Below are 16,688 nucleotides of genomic sequence, written 5' to 3'. Positions count from 1 at the left end.
CAAAGCCATACTGGGCTGGGAGCCGAAGGTATCCAGGCAGGAAGGGCTCCGGATTACTTATGAGTACTTCCGCTCACTGCCCGAGCATGAAATCAAACACAAAGAATTCAATCAGTATATCAAGTAAATGAAAAAGCCCGGCTGTTATGCAGTCGGGCTTTTATGGTTATTTAAAAGTGTTTAGGCTACTTTTTGTGCCACGCACATTAATGTAAGGGCACTTCGTTCCGACTCTGGATTTCGGCCTGATAAGATATTCCCAAGCCGGTATTTAAACTCAGCTTTTCCCCTTTTACCGGATAGTACTTCCATGCCTAAGTCATGGTTATGTGGATATACTTTTACTTGAAAGCCATGCGGCTCCAATATGCTTTCAAACATTTCCCTTTTTACACCATCGCCCGGTTTATGGTGTAATTCACAAGCCAAGCCCCATTTTTGCTGCTCTGACGTTTTGTGAAATCCATGACCAGTAATCCGGTACAACAGCAATCTGGCATTCCATAATAGTTTCGCTGCGCCTTTATAGTTCCAGGCTGTAAATTGCGGGTCATGGTCTGTAACTAAAACACCGCCTGGCTTTACTAGCCGTGCTGCTTCTTTAAGTACAGAATCCATGTTTTCGCAATGATGTAAGGTGGCATTTAAAACCACAATATCTGCAATTTCTGATTTAAAAGGTAAGTTGTTTGCATCAGCTAAAACAGGTGTGTAATCCAAACCCGCGGCAAATTTAAGTGAGTTTGGTGCTACATCTACGCCAATCAAATGTTCAGGTTTACCCACAACATCCTTAAGCGTTGCATATATATTTCCCGGGCCGCAACCTATATCAATTACTGTCTTGCCTGTCCAATCGCCTGTAGCAGCAAGCCAACGGCTTTTAAAAGTATCGCTGCGATGGCAATAGGTTAAATATTCTTCGGCCCATTCTTCGTTGCCAAAGTAATAGGCATTAGCTTCCAGGCCTTCAGATCGCCTTAAAATTGGAAACTCATAGTATTGCCCTTGATTTGTGAATTTTGCGCCGTTTTTTAATAATGGGCTAATATCAATCATAAATCGCTTGTAGGTATAATGTAATAAATTGTGAATAACGTCTTATTTCTTATGAGTAAATAGTAGACACTGGTACGAGTTAAATGTAAATTTGTTACACAATATAGGAATAAATTGCGAGGTTTCTTAGTTTGTAATTGTATATTTTAAAAGTTAATAATTATTTAATAAGGCTTTGTAGGTCAATAGATTAGGCATAGTGTTAAATGATTATAAATAAAAAAGGAGGATTGATATATCAATCCTCCTTTTTTATTTATAATAACTCTTAGTTAAGAAGCTTTTGTTTTATCAGTTTTTTCTGCCTTTGCTGGCTTAGCATCTTTAGCAGCCTTTTCTTTTTTGCTGGCTTTCTCTTTTTCTGCTTTTGTTTGCAGTTTATACTGCCACAGGTTTTGTTTGTAGCTTTGAATCTTAGCTTCTACCTGTTTGGCGTTTTCTTCTTTTTCCTTAGCTGCATCTTCTGCACTCGGAGCAGCTGCAACGCCGGCTTGTGCAAAAGCACTTGCTGTGGTAGTATTACCATTAGCGCCACTTGCTCTAACAACAGTGCTGGCGTATCTTCTTTGTACAAAAATGTCGTCCATGCTGGTATCATATAAGTTGCGATCCGGGTCAGACACGTCTTTGCCGGCAAAGAAGTTACGGCATTGCGGGAAGTATAACCAGAACGCTGGCGATTCGCCAATGTTCTGACCGCCGGCCTGTAAGCTCATTAATGGTGCAATACCAATAATGCGGGTTACTACAACCGAACGTTTTTTGTCGAAGTATACATCCTCTTTAACTCTAAATTTGGTGATCTTTTCAGGGTTAAAATCATTCAATACCATTTTAGAGCCAATTTTGTTACCATCTTGGTCAAACTGGTCAACCATGGCACTGTCTTGTAGTTTTGATAGCGCTTGTCTGATAGTTAGACGTCTGGCAAAGGTGTTATCGCTATTGGTCATGCTGGCTTCATAGGCGCTCAGCTTACCGGTTCTTACACCTTCCATAACAATATCCGCTAAGGTTGCACCCGGGGCGTCAAACAGGTAGTTCTTTTTGTCCTTGGTGTCAATATCGCGCCATACGCGTTTATAGAATTTTACGTTGGTACTTTCTACTGAAGGATAGGCAAAAGCTTTAGCATTACTAAACGCCGTGTTTTTCATAAAACCATCTACCGGAACGATACTGTCTACCGGCAACATGTCCAACGAGTCGGTAACAGCTGTATTAGCAGGTGTGCTTGTTGCTCCCGTTGAAGGTGCAGTATAATTACTTTGAGGATCGTTGTAATAAGTTGAACGCTTTGCCTTAGTGGTGCGCGATTTGGTGCTTTTGCTCTTCGATCTTTTTTGAGCATCGGCAGTAGTGCAGGTTGCTACAATGCTTAATGCGCAAAATGCAGATACACAAACTTTATAAGCTAAATTTTTCATGTTGTGTCGTGTGTTAAGTGAGTGGTGTTTTCAGGATGTAAATCTTAAAAACGCTATACTTACATTAATATGCTATCTATTTGTTGCTGGCAAGTTTTCTGGTTTTTGACTGTTCCAGGATAATATCCGGAGCGGCCATAACACATCGGAAACCGATATAAGAGTGGCCAACTTCCTGCAACTCATAGTTACGGGTTGATGGTGTCAACAGCGCTGCATTATCTTTCCATGAGCCGCCTCTAACTACTTTACGACGCATTACTTCGCTGTCGGTATCTTTAGCATCGTATAATAAAACGGGGTTTAAGTCATGCACCAGTTCCTGGTAAGATGGGCTAAAGGCATCTAAAGTCCATTCAGAAACGTTACCTAACAAGTTATAAACACCTACAGAATTTGGTGCATAAGATTTTACAGGTAGGGTAAATGTACCTCCATCCTGACCGTAATCGCCTTCCTGCTGTTTAAAGTTAACAGCAGCCTTGCTCACTTTTTTCTTTTTCTCTTTTACTTCTACCGAAGCCAGCTTGTCCATATCCTCCGGTTTTACCTCTTTTGAAGCAGCGTATTTCCACTGTGCTTCGGTTGGCAGGCTAAACTGCAGGTTAAGCGTATTGATTAGTGAATTCGGGCCAATTAACCGGTGTATGGTTTTGCTTCTCCAGTCAGTATAGGCGCGAGCTTGTTTCCAGCTTACACCTACCACCGGATATTCATTGTAGCCGCGGTTAGTGTAATAGTTATTGTCCATTACCTCCATCTGCGCATTCGGAAAGTCTTTCGACCAAACTTTCAAATCAGGCAATACGGCAACGTACTCAGTAATATATTTGGATTTGCCGCCCGGATCTGCTGTTAGGTGTGTAAATGAATATTTTGCCAGGTCGCTAACCAGCATAGGCTGGCCATTAACCATGGTATACAGTTTATTCATCAACTTGGATTGGATGGCCGGATCTTTACTTTTCCATAATGGGGTTGATCCATCTACTTTAGTCCAGTCAATACGTTTAGTAGAATCGGCCACAAAGTTGGGTGCGGCTTTGCTTTTAAGGGCTTTTACTTTCAGAAAGTATTTTTCATCCTTTAAGTAATCAGTAATAGCAACTGAATCGGCAACCCAGTCCACAAAGGTGCGGTACTGCTTGTTGGTTACCTCGGTTTGGTCCATAAAGAAAGCGCTCAGTGTTACTGTCTTTTTAGCAGTATCGCTATTCATACCGCTGTCCATCGGCATTACTACATCTTTATCAATGATAGTACCGGCAGGTACAAATACCATTCCGGGAGGAGCCATGGAGTTAAGCGATTGTGCACTTGGCCTTATTGAAGGCACATTGTACATGTCAGACAAACGCTTGTTTGATTTACAAGCTGTAAAAAGCAGTGCTGCTGAACATGTGACCGCAATGTGTGAGAGTTTGATATTCATTGACCTGTGAAATTATAATTCAAGTTGAAATATATATTAAGTTGACTAAAGAGTAACTACTTTACTTCTGCCCCTTTCAAATCATAATAAACAAGCACACCCCGCTGGTCAACAGATGCCGAAAGTTAACATGTGTGTTTATCATCAATGTGAACTTAAAGTTATGTTAAAAAGCATCTCTGTCTATCGTGTAAATAGACGTTCATTCAGGGTTGTATTCCTCACAAAGCAGAACGCTAAACTGCATTATTACTTGCAAGTTAACGAAAAAATAGTGTTTATTATTACAATAATAGTAAGAAAATGTTTGGTTGCCGCTAAATATTATAAAATATCATAAATACTATGTTTTGGTTAATTAAGAATTAAAATGTTATTCTAATTCAATAGCTATCACATGTAAATTTAGGTTTGGGTTATATATTATTACTTAGGTTTATTGAATATGAGTAGTATTTGCTTATTTATATTAGTTAATAGCTGGTGGATGTGTAATTAAAAGTGTACTAATAAAAATTGAGGGTAGTTAAACTATCATAAGCTCATTTTGTTGGTAATAAACTTAACTTTGGGCAAGCGCTTAAACGCTTGTCTTTTTCAATCCTATATACATGTTATCTATTATTCAATCACAGGTTCAGGCTTCCATACAAGTAAAACAGGCACTTTTAAGTAGCGATATATTACTGCAACAAGTTGAATCTGCTGCCCGCATGATTATTACAGCTTACCAGAACGGGCGCAAAACGTTGCTTGCCGGAAACGGCGGGAGTGCAGCTGATGCACAACATATTTCGGGCGAGTTTGTGAGCCGTTTTAATTTTGACCGGCCGGCTATTCCTTCTATTGCATTATCAACTGATACATCCATACTTACCGGCATAGGTAACGATTACGGTTACGAGCGCTTGTTTGCCCGCCAGATAGAGGCGCATGGTAATGAGGGTGATGTTTTTATTGCCATATCAACATCTGGTAACTCCCCCAATATTTTAAAAGCGCTGGAAATATGCAAAGCCCGCGGTGTGAAATCTATTGGATGGACCGGCGAGAGTGGCGGAAAGATGGCCGATTTATGCGATATTTGCATTAAGGTACCATCCGGCGTAACGCCTCGAATTCAGGAATCGCATATTTTGATAGGTCATATCATTTGCAACCTGGTGGAGGACGAGCTTTTTGGTCACTTAAAAAATAAATAGTCTTTATTTTACCTTTCTGATTGTATGCAAAGAGTTATCGTTTTCGGCTCATCAGGCCAGTTGGCACAGTGTTTAAAGCAAGTGGTTGCTGAGCAGCATATTAAGGATGTTAGTTTTTTCCCCGGAACCACAGTTTCGGAAGCTGACGCGCTTGAGTCGATTTTTGCAGAACAACAACCTGCATACTGTATCAACTGTGCTGCCTACACGGCTGTTGATAAGGCCGAGGACGAAACGGAAGAGGCACGCCGGGTGAACAAAGACGGTGCTGCCAACCTGGCCACTGCATGTAAAAAGCACAACACTGTGCTCATCCATGTATCAACCGACTTTGTATTTGAGGGAAACTCACCTCATCCGTTAAGTGAAGCTGATCAAACCAATCCAATTAATGTGTACGGGCTAACCAAACTGGAGGGTGAGCTGGCTATTGCCGAAGCCCTGCCAGCACATTATATCATCCGCACCAGCTGGCTATATTCAGAGTATGGGAACAACTTTGTAAAAACTATGCTGCGCTTAGGCAGGGAAAAAGAAGAACTCAAGATTATTGCTGATCAGGTAGGAACGCCTACTTATGCCATTGATCTGGCGAAAAGTATTTTTGCTATGATTGCCGGCGATAAAGGCCAATATGGTATTTATCATTTCAGTAACGAAGGGGTAACCTCCTGGTATGATTTTGCCAAGGCCGTGTTTGATATTTCGCATACATCCATCAGGATGTATCCGGTGCGTACAGCTGAATATGTAACCAAAGCAACCCGTCCGGCGTATTCAGTAATGGATAAGGCTAAGATCAAGCAAAACTTTAGCATCGAGATACCTTACTGGCGCGACAGTCTGGAGCTGTGTATCAAAAAGCTGGCTGTTCAGCAAGCTTAGTATCTATGTAAGCCAGCATGCCCTCAATATCGGCAGGTTGGAACCATTGTATGCCGGTATCTTTTCGGAACCAGGTGAGTTGCCTTTTGGCAAAGCGCCTGGTGTTCTGTTTAATCGTTTCAATGGCTTCATTCAGGTCGATTTTTCCATCTAAATAATCAAATATTTCAGAATAGCCAACCGTATTAAGTGCGTTCAGGTGGCGATGGGAGAGCAGGCTTTTGACCTCATCCAAAAGCCCCTGTGCTACCATCATATCCACACGATGGTTTATACGCTCATAAAGTTGTTCGCGAGGTATGTCTAATCCAATTTTGATGATATTAAACGGTCGCTGCTGCTGGCTGCCTTTGCGGTAAGATGAATAAGGCTTTCCGGTACTCTCAAAAACTTCCAGCGCACGAATAAGCCGCTGCGGGTTGTGTTGATCTACCTGCTCAAAATAAATAGGATCAGCCGCTTTCAGTTGCTCTTGTAGATAACCAATGCCATGTTCGGTAAGTTGTGCATTTAATTTTTCCCGTATGCCGGGCTCGGCAGTAGGTAGGTCGTCAAAGCCTTCGCATATAGCTTTAATGTACAGGCCCGAGCCTCCGGCCATAATGACCACATCATGCTTTTGATATAATTCGTTCAGCAGTTCCAATCCCTGCCTTTCAAAATCACCTACGCTAACCAGTTCCTGAATGGAGTGCGAATCAATAAAATGATGTTTCACAACAGCCAGTTCCGCGGGAGAGGGCTTAGCCGTACCGATAGACATTTCACGGAAAAACTGCCGTGAGTCGGCCGAAATGATTTCCGTTTGGTAATGTTGGGCTAATACGATAGCTGCGGCAGTTTTACCGATGGCTGTTGGTCCGGCTATAACAACTAAATGTTTCATTATAAAAAATGGTTCATGGCTATGGCGTAATCTTTACCCCACAACCATGAACCATTTGTGTTTATTTAAGTGTCAGATTAATAATCTTCATCACGGCCGGTACGACGGCCATTGTCTTCATCTTCAAAACCTTCGTTATCAGAAAACTCATTGCCAAACTCGTCTTCTTCCTCGTGGCTCTCTTCCTCATCAGTTGCAGCTGCACCCGATCCTGGTACTTCTTCAAAGTCTTCCGTATCCTCAGGGGTATACTCCATTTCATTCAGGAAATCGAAGTCCTCATTGGTTGGCGGAACTACTGTCGGGTTATATACGTTACCAAATTGTTTAGGCGCTTCACCTACGGTTTTGGAGGTGGTTGGGTATACCACGCCCGGTGCATCGTCCAAAATTTTCACCAATTCAACATGAAAGTCAAACGGGCGGTCAAAGTTAGAGGTATAGTAAAACTTTTGGTGCGGATCGTCAATAAAGTTGCTCAGTTTGGAATTCTCCATCAGTGCAACGCCGCGGTCAATTTTGCGCTGGCTTGGCTTATAAGCAATTTCCTCGCCCTTGGTCCATTGATCGTTGCTGATATAGAAAGAAGAAGAATAATCAGGGTTATAGCCTATGGATTGATGAATAGCCAGATGTAAATCAGCAAAGGTTTGCGTTGACTTCACATCAACTTCCCTTACTACATCATCGTAATCCTCAAAAGTAACTCTGAACCTGTAGATGGCCATTTGTATAGGTTGATTTTAATAGTTAAAAATACGGTTTGAAATTTAATTTGTGTTTGCCACAACTTTTAAGCCAATTTCTTCTCCTTTGGCTATTGTATATTGAAGGGCAGCCTCGTAAGTGTTCGGAATTTCGCCTTCCAGTATCGCTTCGCGTATCTGGTTTTTGATAATTCCAACCTCACGGCCCTCTTTTAAACCAAAAATACGCATAATATCCGTTCCGGTAACGGGCGGCTGCCAGTTGCGGATACGGTCGCGCTCTTCAACATCTTTTAATTTTTGCTGAACCAGCTCAAAATTCTGGCGATACTTTTTAATCTTGTACTCATTTTTGGTGGTGATGTCTGCTTTGCATAACAGCATGAGGCTTTCTATGTCATCACCTGCCTCAAATAACAGACGGCGCACGGCCGAGTCGGTCACAATTTCCTGCGTTAGTACAATAGGGCGCATATGGAGTTGAACCAGCTTTTGCACAAACTTCATGTGCTCATTGAGCGGCAGCTTAAGTTGTGCAAATATTTTAGGTACCATGCGTGCACCGCGGTCTTCGTGGCCATGAAAGGTCCAGCCGTGGCCGGGTTCATAACGCTTGGTAGCAGGTTTGGCAATATCATGTAATATGGCAGCCCAGCGCAGCCACAGGTCGCCGGTTGTAGTGGTTATATTATCCAGCACCTGCAAGGTGTGGTAAAAATTATCCTTGTGCCCACGTCCGTTTACGTAATCTACACCATATAAGGCAGCCATCTGCGGAAATATCAGTTGCAGCATGCCGGTATCAAACAGGTATTTGAAGCCGATGGAAGGCAGCGGCGCTAAAATGATCTTGTTCAACTCATCTGCAATACGCTCCATAGAAACAATGCGGATTCGCTCTTTATTCAGCTTAATGGCCTGGATGGCGGTATCGTCTATCACAAAATTAAGCTGGGTTGCAAAGCGGATGGCCCGCATCATGCGCAAGGGGTCGTCAGAAAAAGTTTCTTCCGGATTTAATGGCGTACGAATCAGTTTATGGTCCATATCTGCCATGCCATCGAACGGGTCGATAAGTTGCCCGTACTGGTCGGGGTGCAGGGCTATCGCGAGGGCGTTGATGGTAAAGTCACGGCGTTTTTGGTCGTCTTCCAGCGTGCCGTTTTCCACAATGGGTTTGCGTGAATCTGACCGGTAGGATTCTTTACGTGCACCCACAAACTCAATTTCGGCATCGCGGTAGCGTAACATGGCTGTACCAAAGTTTTTAAAAACCGAAACCTTGACCTGCAGCTTTTTTGCCACGGCCTCAGCAAAGGCAATACCGTTACCGACCACCACAATATCAATATCTTTTGATGGGCGCTTTAAAAAAATATCGCGCACAAAACCGCCTATAGCAAATGCCTGTACATTAAGTTCGGCTGCCAGTTTAGATACAACCGGAAATATAGGGTGTTGCAGGTGGTTTTCCATTGATTTTAAGTTCAAACTGTAAGCAGGTTGAATAAGGGCGCAAAGGTAGCTATAATACCAAAATTAACGACGGATAAATTCAAAACGGCCGCTTGGCTCTAACCGCATAATGGTAGACGGCTTTTTCCGGGTCATATCATGCTGGTCGATATCAACTACGTAATCCACACCGGCAATGATCTCTTCAGCAATTTCCGAAAAGTTTTGCGGCGAAGGCTGCCCGCTGATGTTGGCCGAGGTGGATACCAGCGGTTTGCGCAAACGCTGTATCAACTGCTGGCAAAATGGATGCTTGCTTACGCGGATGCCGATGCTGCCATCGGTATTGATTAGCGCGGACGAGATGTTTTTTGCCTGGGGCATCACCAGTGTTAGCGGGTTTTCGGCAAACTCGATCAGATCATATGCAATGGCCGGAACATCCTGCACGTAGCTTTCCAGTTTGTTTTCGGTATCAAGCAGTATAATCATGCTCTTGGCTTCATCGCGCTGCTTGAGTTGATATATTTTTTTTACAGCTTCGGTATTAGAGGCGTCACAGCCAATGCCCCATATGGTATCAGTGGGGTAGAGGATAATGCCGCCTTGCTGTATAATCTCCAACGCTTTGTTTACTTCGTCTTTAAGCATGGGTAATCGTTTTTTGATATAAGTCCATTAATTGCCCGGCCAGTTTTTCATCATCAAAATTATGGCCATATTCAAAACCCTTGATAATCATCTGCTGCCTCAGTGGCGGGCTGCTCCACAACTGGTTTATTTTCTTAGCCAATTCCTGTTCATCGTCGGGACTAAAATATAGGCCGTCCGGCCCTCCGGCCTCTTCCAAACAAGAGCCGCTGGCAGCAATCACCGGTACGCCGGATTTTAATGCTTCCAATACCGGTATGCCAAAACCTTCGTACCTGGATGGGTAAACGAATGCGGTTGCCAGTTGGTATAGTGTGGGTAATTCGGCAAAACTTACTTCGTGGTAAAATTGCACCCGGCTGGTTAACTGGTTGGCATCAATAAATGCTTTCACTTTTTCCAGGTAGGGTGTAGGTTTGCCCACTACTACCAGCGGCATGCTGATGCGTGTATGCAGTAAAGCTTTAACCAGTACCAACAGGTTTTTCCGTTCCTCAATAGTACCTACGCAAAGCAGGAACTTTTTGGGTAAGTTATATTTTTTGCTGATCGACTTTTTATGGGCCTCGTGCTGGTGCAGGCTGAAAGCAGGATCGCAACCCTGATAAATCACCTCTATTTTGGTTGGGCTTACGTGCAATAGTTCCACCAGGTCATCTTTAGTGCGCTGGCTGATAGCGATTATACTGTTGGCCGCCTTGCAGGCATACCGCAGTTTCGCAGTGTATATCTTTCGGTTGAACCAGCTATAATATTGCGGGAAGCGGAGGAAGATCAAATCATGTACGGTAAGCACAGCTTTACTGCCACTTTTACGTATGCCGAAAGGGAGTTCATGACTGAGACCATGATATAGCTCTATCTCATCCCGCTTCAAGTCCTTGACTATCCCGCTGCTTCGCCACCAGGAGCTGAGCAGTTTAGAGGAAGGTACAATACTTTGTAGGTTCTTGAACCGTGCCAAAAAATCGAGGCGGCTATTTGGTTTAATTTGAGGTGTATAAAGGTAATAGCGATGTTCAGGATAGTATGTTGCCATCACTTTGATGAGCCACCGGCTGTAATTACCCAGCCCGGTATTGTTCAGGAAAGCACGTTTGGCATCGTATCCTATTTTCATTTTATCCAGTCTTACTCCAAAACGTCATTGCGAGGTACGAAGCAATCTCCGAGCTGAAGTTTTAACAACTACCCAGGGTGCTTTGTACCTCGCAATCACGAAGTATAATATCGCATTAAATTACACCGCTACGTTATGATCGCGCAGTGCACTATTTAATGATGTTTTTTTATCGGTTGATTCTTTACGTTTACCAATAATCAGCGCGCAAGGTACCTGGTACTCGCCGGCAGCAAATTTTTTGGTGTAAGAACCAGGAATTACTACTGAACGGGCAGGTACGCGGCCTTTATATTCAACCGGGGTTTCGCCGGTTACATCAATAATTTTGGTTGAAGCAGTTAATACCACGTTGGCACCCAATACCGCTTCGGCTTCTACGTGCACGCCTTCTACGACTATAGCGCGCGAACCCAGGAAACAGTTATCTTCGATGATAACAGGAGCGGCTTGTACAGGCTCTAATACACCACCAATACCAACACCGCCACTCAAGTGGCAGTTTTTACCTACCTGCGCACATGAACCTACCGTAGCCCAGGTATCCACCATAGTACCTTCGTCTACATAAGCACCAATGTTTACGTAAGATGGCATCATGATTACACCTTTAGCCAGGAAAGCACCATAGCGGGCAATACCGTGAGGTACTACGCGTACACCAGCTTTGCGGTAATCGGTTTTAAGTTTCATTTTATCATGAAATACAAACGGACCAACTTTGATCTCTTCCATTTGCATGATAGGGAAGTACAGTATAACGGCTTTCTTAATCCAGTCGTTTACGTGCCAGCGGCCGGCAATTACTTCGGCAACACGCATTTCACCTTTGTCCAGGCGGTCAATTACAGTTTCTATAGCAGTAACGTACTCATTACTGTTTAATAAGTCCCGGTCGTCCCAGGCATCTTCGATCAGCTTTTTTAAAGTAGCGGGCATTAGTTTAAATTTTTCGCAAATTAAGGGATTTTTAGGGAAATTTGCAGCTTTAGCTTACCAGGGTCACACAACCTGCTGTAAACAGGTGTTGTGAAGTAAGCCAATTATAAATATTGTTAAGTACATGCCAGAAAAAGAAAAACTAAGAATAGATAAATATTTGTGGGCCATCCGCATTTTCAAAACCCGTACTATGGCGGCCGATGCCTGTAAGGCGGGGCGTGTTAAAGTGAATGGGCAAAACATAAAGGCATCCCATGAAGTGAAGATTGGGGAGGTATACCATGTATCTAAAGGATTGGAACGCAAGGTGGTAAAAGTAACCGGTTTGCTGGAAAACCGGGTAGATGCCAAAACCGCCGTGAACTTCTACGAAGATCAGACACCGGTTGAACAAACCACCTCATTTAAATCGATGTTTCATTCGCCGGTACTACGTCGCGACCGGGGCACCGGGCGCCCCACTAAGCGCGACCGGCGGGAGATTGACGACCTGCAGGGTGGCTTTTTTACCGCACCTAATCCTGAAGAGGAATAATGAAGGCGACTATCAGCATTGAGTATTGCCCTAAATGCGGCTGGATGCTGCGTGCCGCTTACATGGCGCAAGAACTGCTCACTACCTTTACCGAAGATTTACATGGCGTACTGCTGCAGCCCAGTGAAGTAAGCGGTAGTTACATTGTCCGGGTAAACGGGCAGGAGATATTCAACCGCAAGCAAGCCGGCCGGTTTCCCGAAGTCAAAGAACTAAAACAGTTGGTTCGCGATGTAGTGAACCCTGACAAAAGTTTGGGCCATTCAGACAGATAAGCGTTTTTGGAATATTGTAAATAGGATTAAGGTAGTGAGCCTGACTAATTCTAACTGAGATTTATGTACATCAAAAATAGGTTTTACTACTCTTTCAAGGGGATAATGCTATTAGCAATATGGATAACAAGTATTGCAGCACAAGCGAATGATGCCCTTTATAAGGAACACACATTGGCGAATAGAAGCACGTCTTTTTTAACGCCATGCAGAGAAGCCTTGATACCTATACACGAATTGGTAATTCAGGCTGAACAAACAATGCCTGAAATAGCCGGTACCTACAAAGCAGCTCCAGCCGATGGTGAAACAAAAGCCTGTGATTTGAGCGTGCAGATCAGGAAGCTGAATGGGGCATACGCTTATACTTTTCATATGAACAGTAAAGTTTACAAAGGCAAGGTTAAGCTGGAGAAAGGCGATAATAAAGGCGAGGTGTACGTGACCTTTATGGGGATAGAGTTGGCGGAATATGAAGGGGATGAGGATGAAGAGAAGCGCCCGGTAAAAAAGCCGGTTGGCATAAGCGGATTATGGTCTGATAATCAAATTACCATTCAAAACACGGGCAATTCCATGAACTACTACGTTCAGATTGCCGGATGTGATCAGAAATACATCAGCCTGGTAAAAACAGAAGTAAACAAACGGTGAGTAAAAAAGAAAAGACCAGCCAACGGGCTGGTCTTTTCTTTTAAGTATGCTACTATTAGCTCAATCAATAATGCGTTTTAGATGTTGAATCAGCCCAGGTTTTAAACGCACCCAGGGCCTCGTCTCTTAATAACTGCACTACTGGTAGTTTTCGCTCGGTCATCGGGCGGTCCAATTCTTCGTAAATAAACTGGTCGTCAAAGCCAATCTCTGCTGCATCGCTTTTGGTATTTGCATAATAAATTTTATCCAGGCGTGCCCAGTAAATAGCGCCCAGGCACATAGGGCAAGGCTCACAACTGGTGTAAATTACACATCCTTCCAAACTAAAGGTGCCCAGTTTCTGGCACGCCAGCCGGATGGTTGATACCTCGGCATGGGCCGTAGGGTCGTTGCTGGGCACAACCTTGTTGCCGCTGGCTGCAATCACTTCGCCGTCTTTAACAATTACGGCACCAAACGGACCGCCTAAGCCTTGTGCTACGTTCTGCTCAGATAGCGCAATGGCCATCCGCATAAATTTATCGTGGTGCTCTGTATTCATAAATTATATTCCATAAAAAAACCTCAACTGTAGGGTTGAGGTTTTGATTTATCTATTTAAACAGTTTTTATTTTTTGTTTTTGCTATACTCGTCGTTCAGGCGTTTCACTACCTCGGCAGTTACATCCAGTGACGGATCGCCATACAACATGGTTGCGTTGCCCTTTTGGTAGGTTAAAATCATTTTGTAACCTTTTTCTTTGGCATAGGCTTTCATAAAGTCGGAAATCTTCTCATACAGTTTTACCTGTTCGTTAGCCTGATCGTTTTGTACCTGTGCGCCCGCATTCTGGCTGTATTGCTGAAACTCCTGACCTTTACGCTGCAGGCGCTGCTCGGTAGCGGCACGCTGATCGGCGCTCATGGTATTAGCGTTTTTCTGGTACTCGGCAATTTCGCGTTGTATAGCCTGCTGGCGTGCACCAACATCGTTTTGTGCTGAGCGGCCTTTGCTTTCCAGGCGGCTGGTCATGTCTTTAACGTACTGATATTTTGATAACAGGGAATCCTGATTAACGAAAACAATTTGTTCTTTGCTCTCCGTACCGGTTGTGCTGGTTGCAGCAGGGGCTGAAGCAGTTGAAGCCGATTTATCCTCGGTTTTGTTGTTGTTGCAAGCGGCCAGGGTGCCTGCTACCAATAGGCTTAAAGTAATTTTAGTGAAAATCGAAACAGGGGTTTTCATCATGCTAACTTAAAAAAATTTCACAAATATAAAACTTAACCTCAAGTATCCTAATGTTTTTAATTGCTGGATAATGACCGGTCTAATTCTCCACAATAGCGTAAAACTGCTGTAAATTCCGTATATTTGTTAGTTATTTATTCAAATAAATATGAGCGAAGAAAATCAGAATAAATCGAATTATTCGGCCGACAACATTCAGGTTTTAGAAGGCCTGGAGGCTGTTCGTAAACGGCCATCCATGTACATTGGCGATACCGGTGTTAAAGGTTTGCACCACCTGGTATATGAGGTTGTGGATAACTCGATTGACGAGGCCCTTGCCGGTTATTGTACCGATATCAAAGTTATTATTCACGAAGGCAACTCCATTACTGTTGAAGATAATGGCCGCGGTATCCCAACGGGTATCAATACCAAAGAAAATAAATCGGCACTGGAAATTGTAATGACCGTATTACACGCCGGTGGTAAATTCGATAAAGACACTTATAAAGTATCAGGTGGTTTGCACGGTGTGGGTATTTCCTGCGTTAACGCCCTGTCAACCCATGTAAAAACTGTAGTACACCGCGAAGGTAAAATCTTTACCCAGGAGTATGAGCGTGGTAAGCCGATGTTTGATGTTAAAGCAATCGGCGAGTCAGACCGTACCGGTACCATCCAGTGGTTTCAACCGGATCCGGAGATTTTTACTACTACTTTAGAGTATAAATATGAAACCTTAGCCGCCCGTTTACGCGAGCTGGCTTTCCTGAACAAAGGTATCCGCCTGGTATTAACTGACGAGCGTGATGTTGATGAACAAGGCAACTTCCGTATCGAAGAATTTTATTCAGAAGGCGGTTTAAAGGAGTTTGTTAAATTCCTGGACGGTACCCGTGTTCCTATTATTCCTGAACCTATTTATGTAGAAGGTACTAAGCAGGGCGTGCCTATTGAGCTGGCGTTGCAGTACAACGATACTTATTCGGAGAACGTACACTCTTACGTAAATAATATCAATACCATTGAAGGTGGTACGCACGTAACGGGTTTCCGTATGGGCTTAACCCGTACGCTGAAAACGTATGCAGAAAAAGAAGGCTTACTGAAAAATGTTAAAATAGATATTTCAGGTGACGACTTCCGCGAGGGCTTAACCGCTATTGTGTCTGTGAAAGTAGCTGAACCGCAGTTTGAGGGCCAAACCAAAACTAAATTGGGTAACAATGAGGTGAGCGGTGCGGTAAACGTTGCTGTAGGCGAAATCCTGAGCATGTATCTGGAAGAAAATCCGAAAGAGGCGCGTATGATTATCGACAAGGTAATACTGGCAGCTACTGCACGTGCTGCTGCCCGTAAGGCACGTGAGATGGTGCAGCGCAAAAGCGTCATGACCGGTTCTGGCTTGCCTGGTAAACTGGCCGATTGTGCTAACAGTGATCCCGAAAAATGCGAGATTTACCTTGTGGAAGGTGACTCTGCAGGTGGTACAGCCAAACAAGGCCGTGCACGTGAGTTTCAGGCAATCCTGCCCTTAAGGGGTAAAATCCTTAACGTGGAGAAAGCCATGGAGCATAAGATTTACGAGAACGAAGAGATCAAGAACATGTTTACCGCCCTGGGTGTAAGCATTGGTACACCGGAAGATAATAAGGCACTGAACCTAACCAAGCTGCGTTACCATAAAATCATCATCATGACGGATGCTGACGTGGACGGTTCACACATTACCACATTGATTTTAACCTTCTTTTACCGTTATATGAAAGAGCTGGTTGAGAATGGCTACGTTTACATTGCCACGCCGCCGCTTTACCTGGTAAAAAAAGGCAGGGAGTTTGAATATTGCTGGAATGATGAGCAGCGTAACGCCGCTATACAGCGCCTTAAAGGTGCCGGAAAAGAAGATAGCGTGCACGTACAGCGCTATAAAGGTTTAGGTGAGATGAACGCCGAGCAGTTGTGGGAAACTACTATGAACCCGGATACCCGTACCTTACGTCAGGCCAGCATTGAAAATGCTGCCGAGTGCGACCATACCTTCTCTATGCTAATGGGTGATGAAGTTGCACCGCGCCGTGAGTTTATTGAGAAGAATGCTAAGTATGCACGTATTGATGCATAATATTATCAATCAAATACAAACAGAAATGCCTTGCTGTAATAGCAGGGCATTTCTGTTTAAAATGCAATCTGTATTTAAGTAATAAAGGGGCGAACCAAAACATTTCATATTTGTATATA

Annotated in this window: 17 protein-coding genes; 6 read left to right on the top strand and 11 right to left on the bottom strand. The window is 43.6% G+C overall.

Annotated elements, in window-relative coordinates:
* Window positions 1–180 precede the first annotated feature (180 nt).
* The 3 genes from KHS38_RS21715 to porK form a co-directional block, all read right to left on the bottom strand.
* Entirely contained in the window at window positions 181–1,059 is an 879-nt protein-coding gene (locus tag KHS38_RS21715) for a class I SAM-dependent methyltransferase (RefSeq protein ID WP_213490946.1), read from the bottom strand.
* Window positions 1,060–1,331: 272 nt separating this feature from the next.
* Window positions 1,332–2,486, bottom strand: coding sequence for a type IX secretion system ring subunit PorN/GldN (gene porN, locus KHS38_RS21710; RefSeq protein ID WP_213490944.1), 1,155 nt, complete (start codon window positions 2,484–2,486; stop codon window positions 1,332–1,334).
* Between the two features lie 76 nt (window positions 2,487–2,562).
* On the bottom strand, window positions 2,563–3,918 hold the full coding sequence (gene porK, locus KHS38_RS21705; RefSeq protein ID WP_502887939.1) for a T9SS ring complex lipoprotein PorK/GldK: 1,356 nt from the start codon (window positions 3,916–3,918) through the stop codon (window positions 2,563–2,565).
* A gap of 611 nt (window positions 3,919–4,529) precedes the next feature.
* Between porK and KHS38_RS21700 the strand changes: the two genes are divergently transcribed.
* Window positions 4,530–5,120 (top strand): D-sedoheptulose-7-phosphate isomerase, encoded by a 591-nt coding sequence (locus KHS38_RS21700; RefSeq protein WP_213490940.1) that lies wholly within the window; start codon window positions 4,530–4,532, stop codon window positions 5,118–5,120.
* Window positions 5,121–5,144: 24 nt separating this feature from the next.
* Window positions 5,145–6,005 (top strand): dTDP-4-dehydrorhamnose reductase, encoded by an 861-nt coding sequence (rfbD, locus tag KHS38_RS21695; RefSeq protein WP_213490938.1) that lies wholly within the window; start codon window positions 5,145–5,147, stop codon window positions 6,003–6,005.
* Here rfbD and miaA read toward each other — a convergent pair.
* From miaA to KHS38_RS21665, 6 genes are all read right to left on the bottom strand, one after another.
* The gene (gene miaA, locus KHS38_RS21690; RefSeq protein WP_213490936.1) at window positions 5,977–6,891 is read right to left on the bottom strand and encodes a tRNA (adenosine(37)-N6)-dimethylallyltransferase MiaA; all 915 of its coding nucleotides are present in this window, start codon (window positions 6,889–6,891) and stop codon (window positions 5,977–5,979) included. The genes rfbD and miaA overlap by 29 nt on opposite strands.
* 77 nt (window positions 6,892–6,968) lie before the next feature.
* Window positions 6,969–7,619, bottom strand: a complete 651-nt coding sequence (locus KHS38_RS21685) for an IS1096 element passenger TnpR family protein (RefSeq protein ID WP_213490934.1) — start codon at window positions 7,617–7,619, stop codon at window positions 6,969–6,971.
* A 42-nt stretch (window positions 7,620–7,661) separates the two neighbouring features.
* Window positions 7,662–9,074, bottom strand: coding sequence for a CCA tRNA nucleotidyltransferase (locus KHS38_RS21680; protein ID WP_213490932.1), 1,413 nt, complete (start codon window positions 9,072–9,074; stop codon window positions 7,662–7,664).
* A gap of 63 nt (window positions 9,075–9,137) precedes the next feature.
* On the bottom strand, window positions 9,138–9,704 hold the full coding sequence (locus KHS38_RS21675; protein WP_213490929.1) for an L-threonylcarbamoyladenylate synthase: 567 nt from the start codon (window positions 9,702–9,704) through the stop codon (window positions 9,138–9,140).
* Window positions 9,697–10,824: a glycosyltransferase family 4 protein gene (locus tag KHS38_RS21670; protein WP_213490927.1), complete on the bottom strand. Its 1,128-nt coding sequence runs from the start codon at window positions 10,822–10,824 to the stop codon at window positions 9,697–9,699. Before KHS38_RS21670 ends, KHS38_RS21675 begins: the two co-directional genes overlap by 8 nt.
* A gap of 120 nt (window positions 10,825–10,944) precedes the next feature.
* Window positions 10,945–11,763, bottom strand: a complete 819-nt coding sequence (locus KHS38_RS21665) for a 2,3,4,5-tetrahydropyridine-2,6-dicarboxylate N-succinyltransferase (RefSeq protein WP_213490926.1) — start codon at window positions 11,761–11,763, stop codon at window positions 10,945–10,947.
* Between the two features lie 124 nt (window positions 11,764–11,887).
* On the opposite strand from KHS38_RS21665, the gene KHS38_RS21660 reads away from it, so the two are divergent.
* From KHS38_RS21660 to KHS38_RS21650, 3 genes are all read left to right on the top strand, one after another.
* Complete coding sequence (locus KHS38_RS21660) at window positions 11,888–12,301, top strand: RNA-binding S4 domain-containing protein (protein WP_213490924.1); 414 nt, start codon at window positions 11,888–11,890, stop codon at window positions 12,299–12,301.
* Complete coding sequence (locus tag KHS38_RS21655; protein WP_213490922.1) at window positions 12,301–12,576, top strand: Rdx family protein; 276 nt, start codon at window positions 12,301–12,303, stop codon at window positions 12,574–12,576. Before KHS38_RS21660 ends, KHS38_RS21655 begins: the two co-directional genes overlap by 1 nt.
* A 261-nt stretch (window positions 12,577–12,837) precedes the next feature.
* Entirely contained in the window at window positions 12,838–13,230 is a 393-nt protein-coding gene (locus KHS38_RS21650; protein WP_213490920.1) for a hypothetical protein, read from the top strand.
* Between the two features lie 64 nt (window positions 13,231–13,294).
* Here KHS38_RS21650 and KHS38_RS21645 read toward each other — a convergent pair whose 3' ends face one another.
* A complete protein-coding gene (locus KHS38_RS21645) occupies window positions 13,295–13,774 on the bottom strand; it encodes a nucleoside deaminase (RefSeq protein ID WP_213490919.1) in 480 nt (159 codons plus the stop codon).
* A 67-nt stretch (window positions 13,775–13,841) separates the two neighbouring features.
* Window positions 13,842–14,462 (bottom strand): OmpH/Skp family outer membrane protein, encoded by a 621-nt coding sequence (locus tag KHS38_RS21640; protein WP_249665521.1) that lies wholly within the window; start codon window positions 14,460–14,462, stop codon window positions 13,842–13,844.
* Window positions 14,463–14,610: 148 nt separating this feature from the next.
* Between KHS38_RS21640 and gyrB the strand changes: the two genes are divergently transcribed.
* On the top strand, window positions 14,611–16,569 hold the full coding sequence (gene gyrB, locus KHS38_RS21635) for a DNA topoisomerase (ATP-hydrolyzing) subunit B (protein WP_213490917.1): 1,959 nt from the start codon (window positions 14,611–14,613) through the stop codon (window positions 16,567–16,569).
* Window positions 16,570–16,688: the final 119 nt, after the last annotated feature.

The sequence above is a fragment of the Mucilaginibacter sp. Bleaf8 genome (assembly GCF_018390515.1).
Lineage (GTDB): Bacteria > Bacteroidota > Bacteroidia > Sphingobacteriales > Sphingobacteriaceae > Mucilaginibacter.
This window is presented reverse-complemented; position numbering and strand designations above follow the sequence as displayed.

What these genes read in the sequence shown, in the direction of transcription:
- KHS38_RS21715 (WP_213490946.1), bottom strand. Translation starts at nt 1,059, where the DNA reads ATGATTGATATTAGCCCATTATTAAAAAACGGCGCAAAATTCACAAAT.
- porN (WP_213490944.1), bottom strand. Translation starts at nt 2,486, where the DNA reads ATGAAAAATTTAGCTTATAAAGTTTGTGTATCTGCATTTTGCGCATTA.
- porK (WP_502887939.1), bottom strand. Translation starts at nt 3,918, where the DNA reads ATGAATATCAAACTCTCACACATTGCGGTCACATGTTCAGCAGCACTG.
- KHS38_RS21700 (WP_213490940.1), top strand. Translation starts at nt 4,530, where the DNA reads ATGTTATCTATTATTCAATCACAGGTTCAGGCTTCCATACAAGTAAAA.
- rfbD (WP_213490938.1), top strand. Translation starts at nt 5,145, where the DNA reads ATGCAAAGAGTTATCGTTTTCGGCTCATCAGGCCAGTTGGCACAGTGT.
- miaA (WP_213490936.1), bottom strand. Translation starts at nt 6,891, where the DNA reads ATGAAACATTTAGTTGTTATAGCCGGACCAACAGCCATCGGTAAAACT.
- KHS38_RS21685 (WP_213490934.1), bottom strand. Translation starts at nt 7,619, where the DNA reads ATGGCCATCTACAGGTTCAGAGTTACTTTTGAGGATTACGATGATGTA.
- KHS38_RS21680 (WP_213490932.1), bottom strand. Translation starts at nt 9,074, where the DNA reads ATGGAAAACCACCTGCAACACCCTATATTTCCGGTTGTATCTAAACTG.
- KHS38_RS21675 (WP_213490929.1), bottom strand. Translation starts at nt 9,704, where the DNA reads ATGCTTAAAGACGAAGTAAACAAAGCGTTGGAGATTATACAGCAAGGC.
- KHS38_RS21670 (WP_213490927.1), bottom strand. Translation starts at nt 10,824, where the DNA reads ATGAAAATAGGATACGATGCCAAACGTGCTTTCCTGAACAATACCGGG.
- KHS38_RS21665 (WP_213490926.1), bottom strand. Translation starts at nt 11,763, where the DNA reads ATGCCCGCTACTTTAAAAAAGCTGATCGAAGATGCCTGGGACGACCGG.
- KHS38_RS21660 (WP_213490924.1), top strand. Translation starts at nt 11,888, where the DNA reads ATGCCAGAAAAAGAAAAACTAAGAATAGATAAATATTTGTGGGCCATC.
- KHS38_RS21655 (WP_213490922.1), top strand. Translation starts at nt 12,301, where the DNA reads ATGAAGGCGACTATCAGCATTGAGTATTGCCCTAAATGCGGCTGGATG.
- KHS38_RS21650 (WP_213490920.1), top strand. Translation starts at nt 12,838, where the DNA reads ATGCCTGAAATAGCCGGTACCTACAAAGCAGCTCCAGCCGATGGTGAA.
- KHS38_RS21645 (WP_213490919.1), bottom strand. Translation starts at nt 13,774, where the DNA reads ATGAATACAGAGCACCACGATAAATTTATGCGGATGGCCATTGCGCTA.
- KHS38_RS21640 (WP_249665521.1), bottom strand. Translation starts at nt 14,462, where the DNA reads ATGATGAAAACCCCTGTTTCGATTTTCACTAAAATTACTTTAAGCCTA.
- gyrB (WP_213490917.1), top strand. Translation starts at nt 14,611, where the DNA reads ATGAGCGAAGAAAATCAGAATAAATCGAATTATTCGGCCGACAACATT.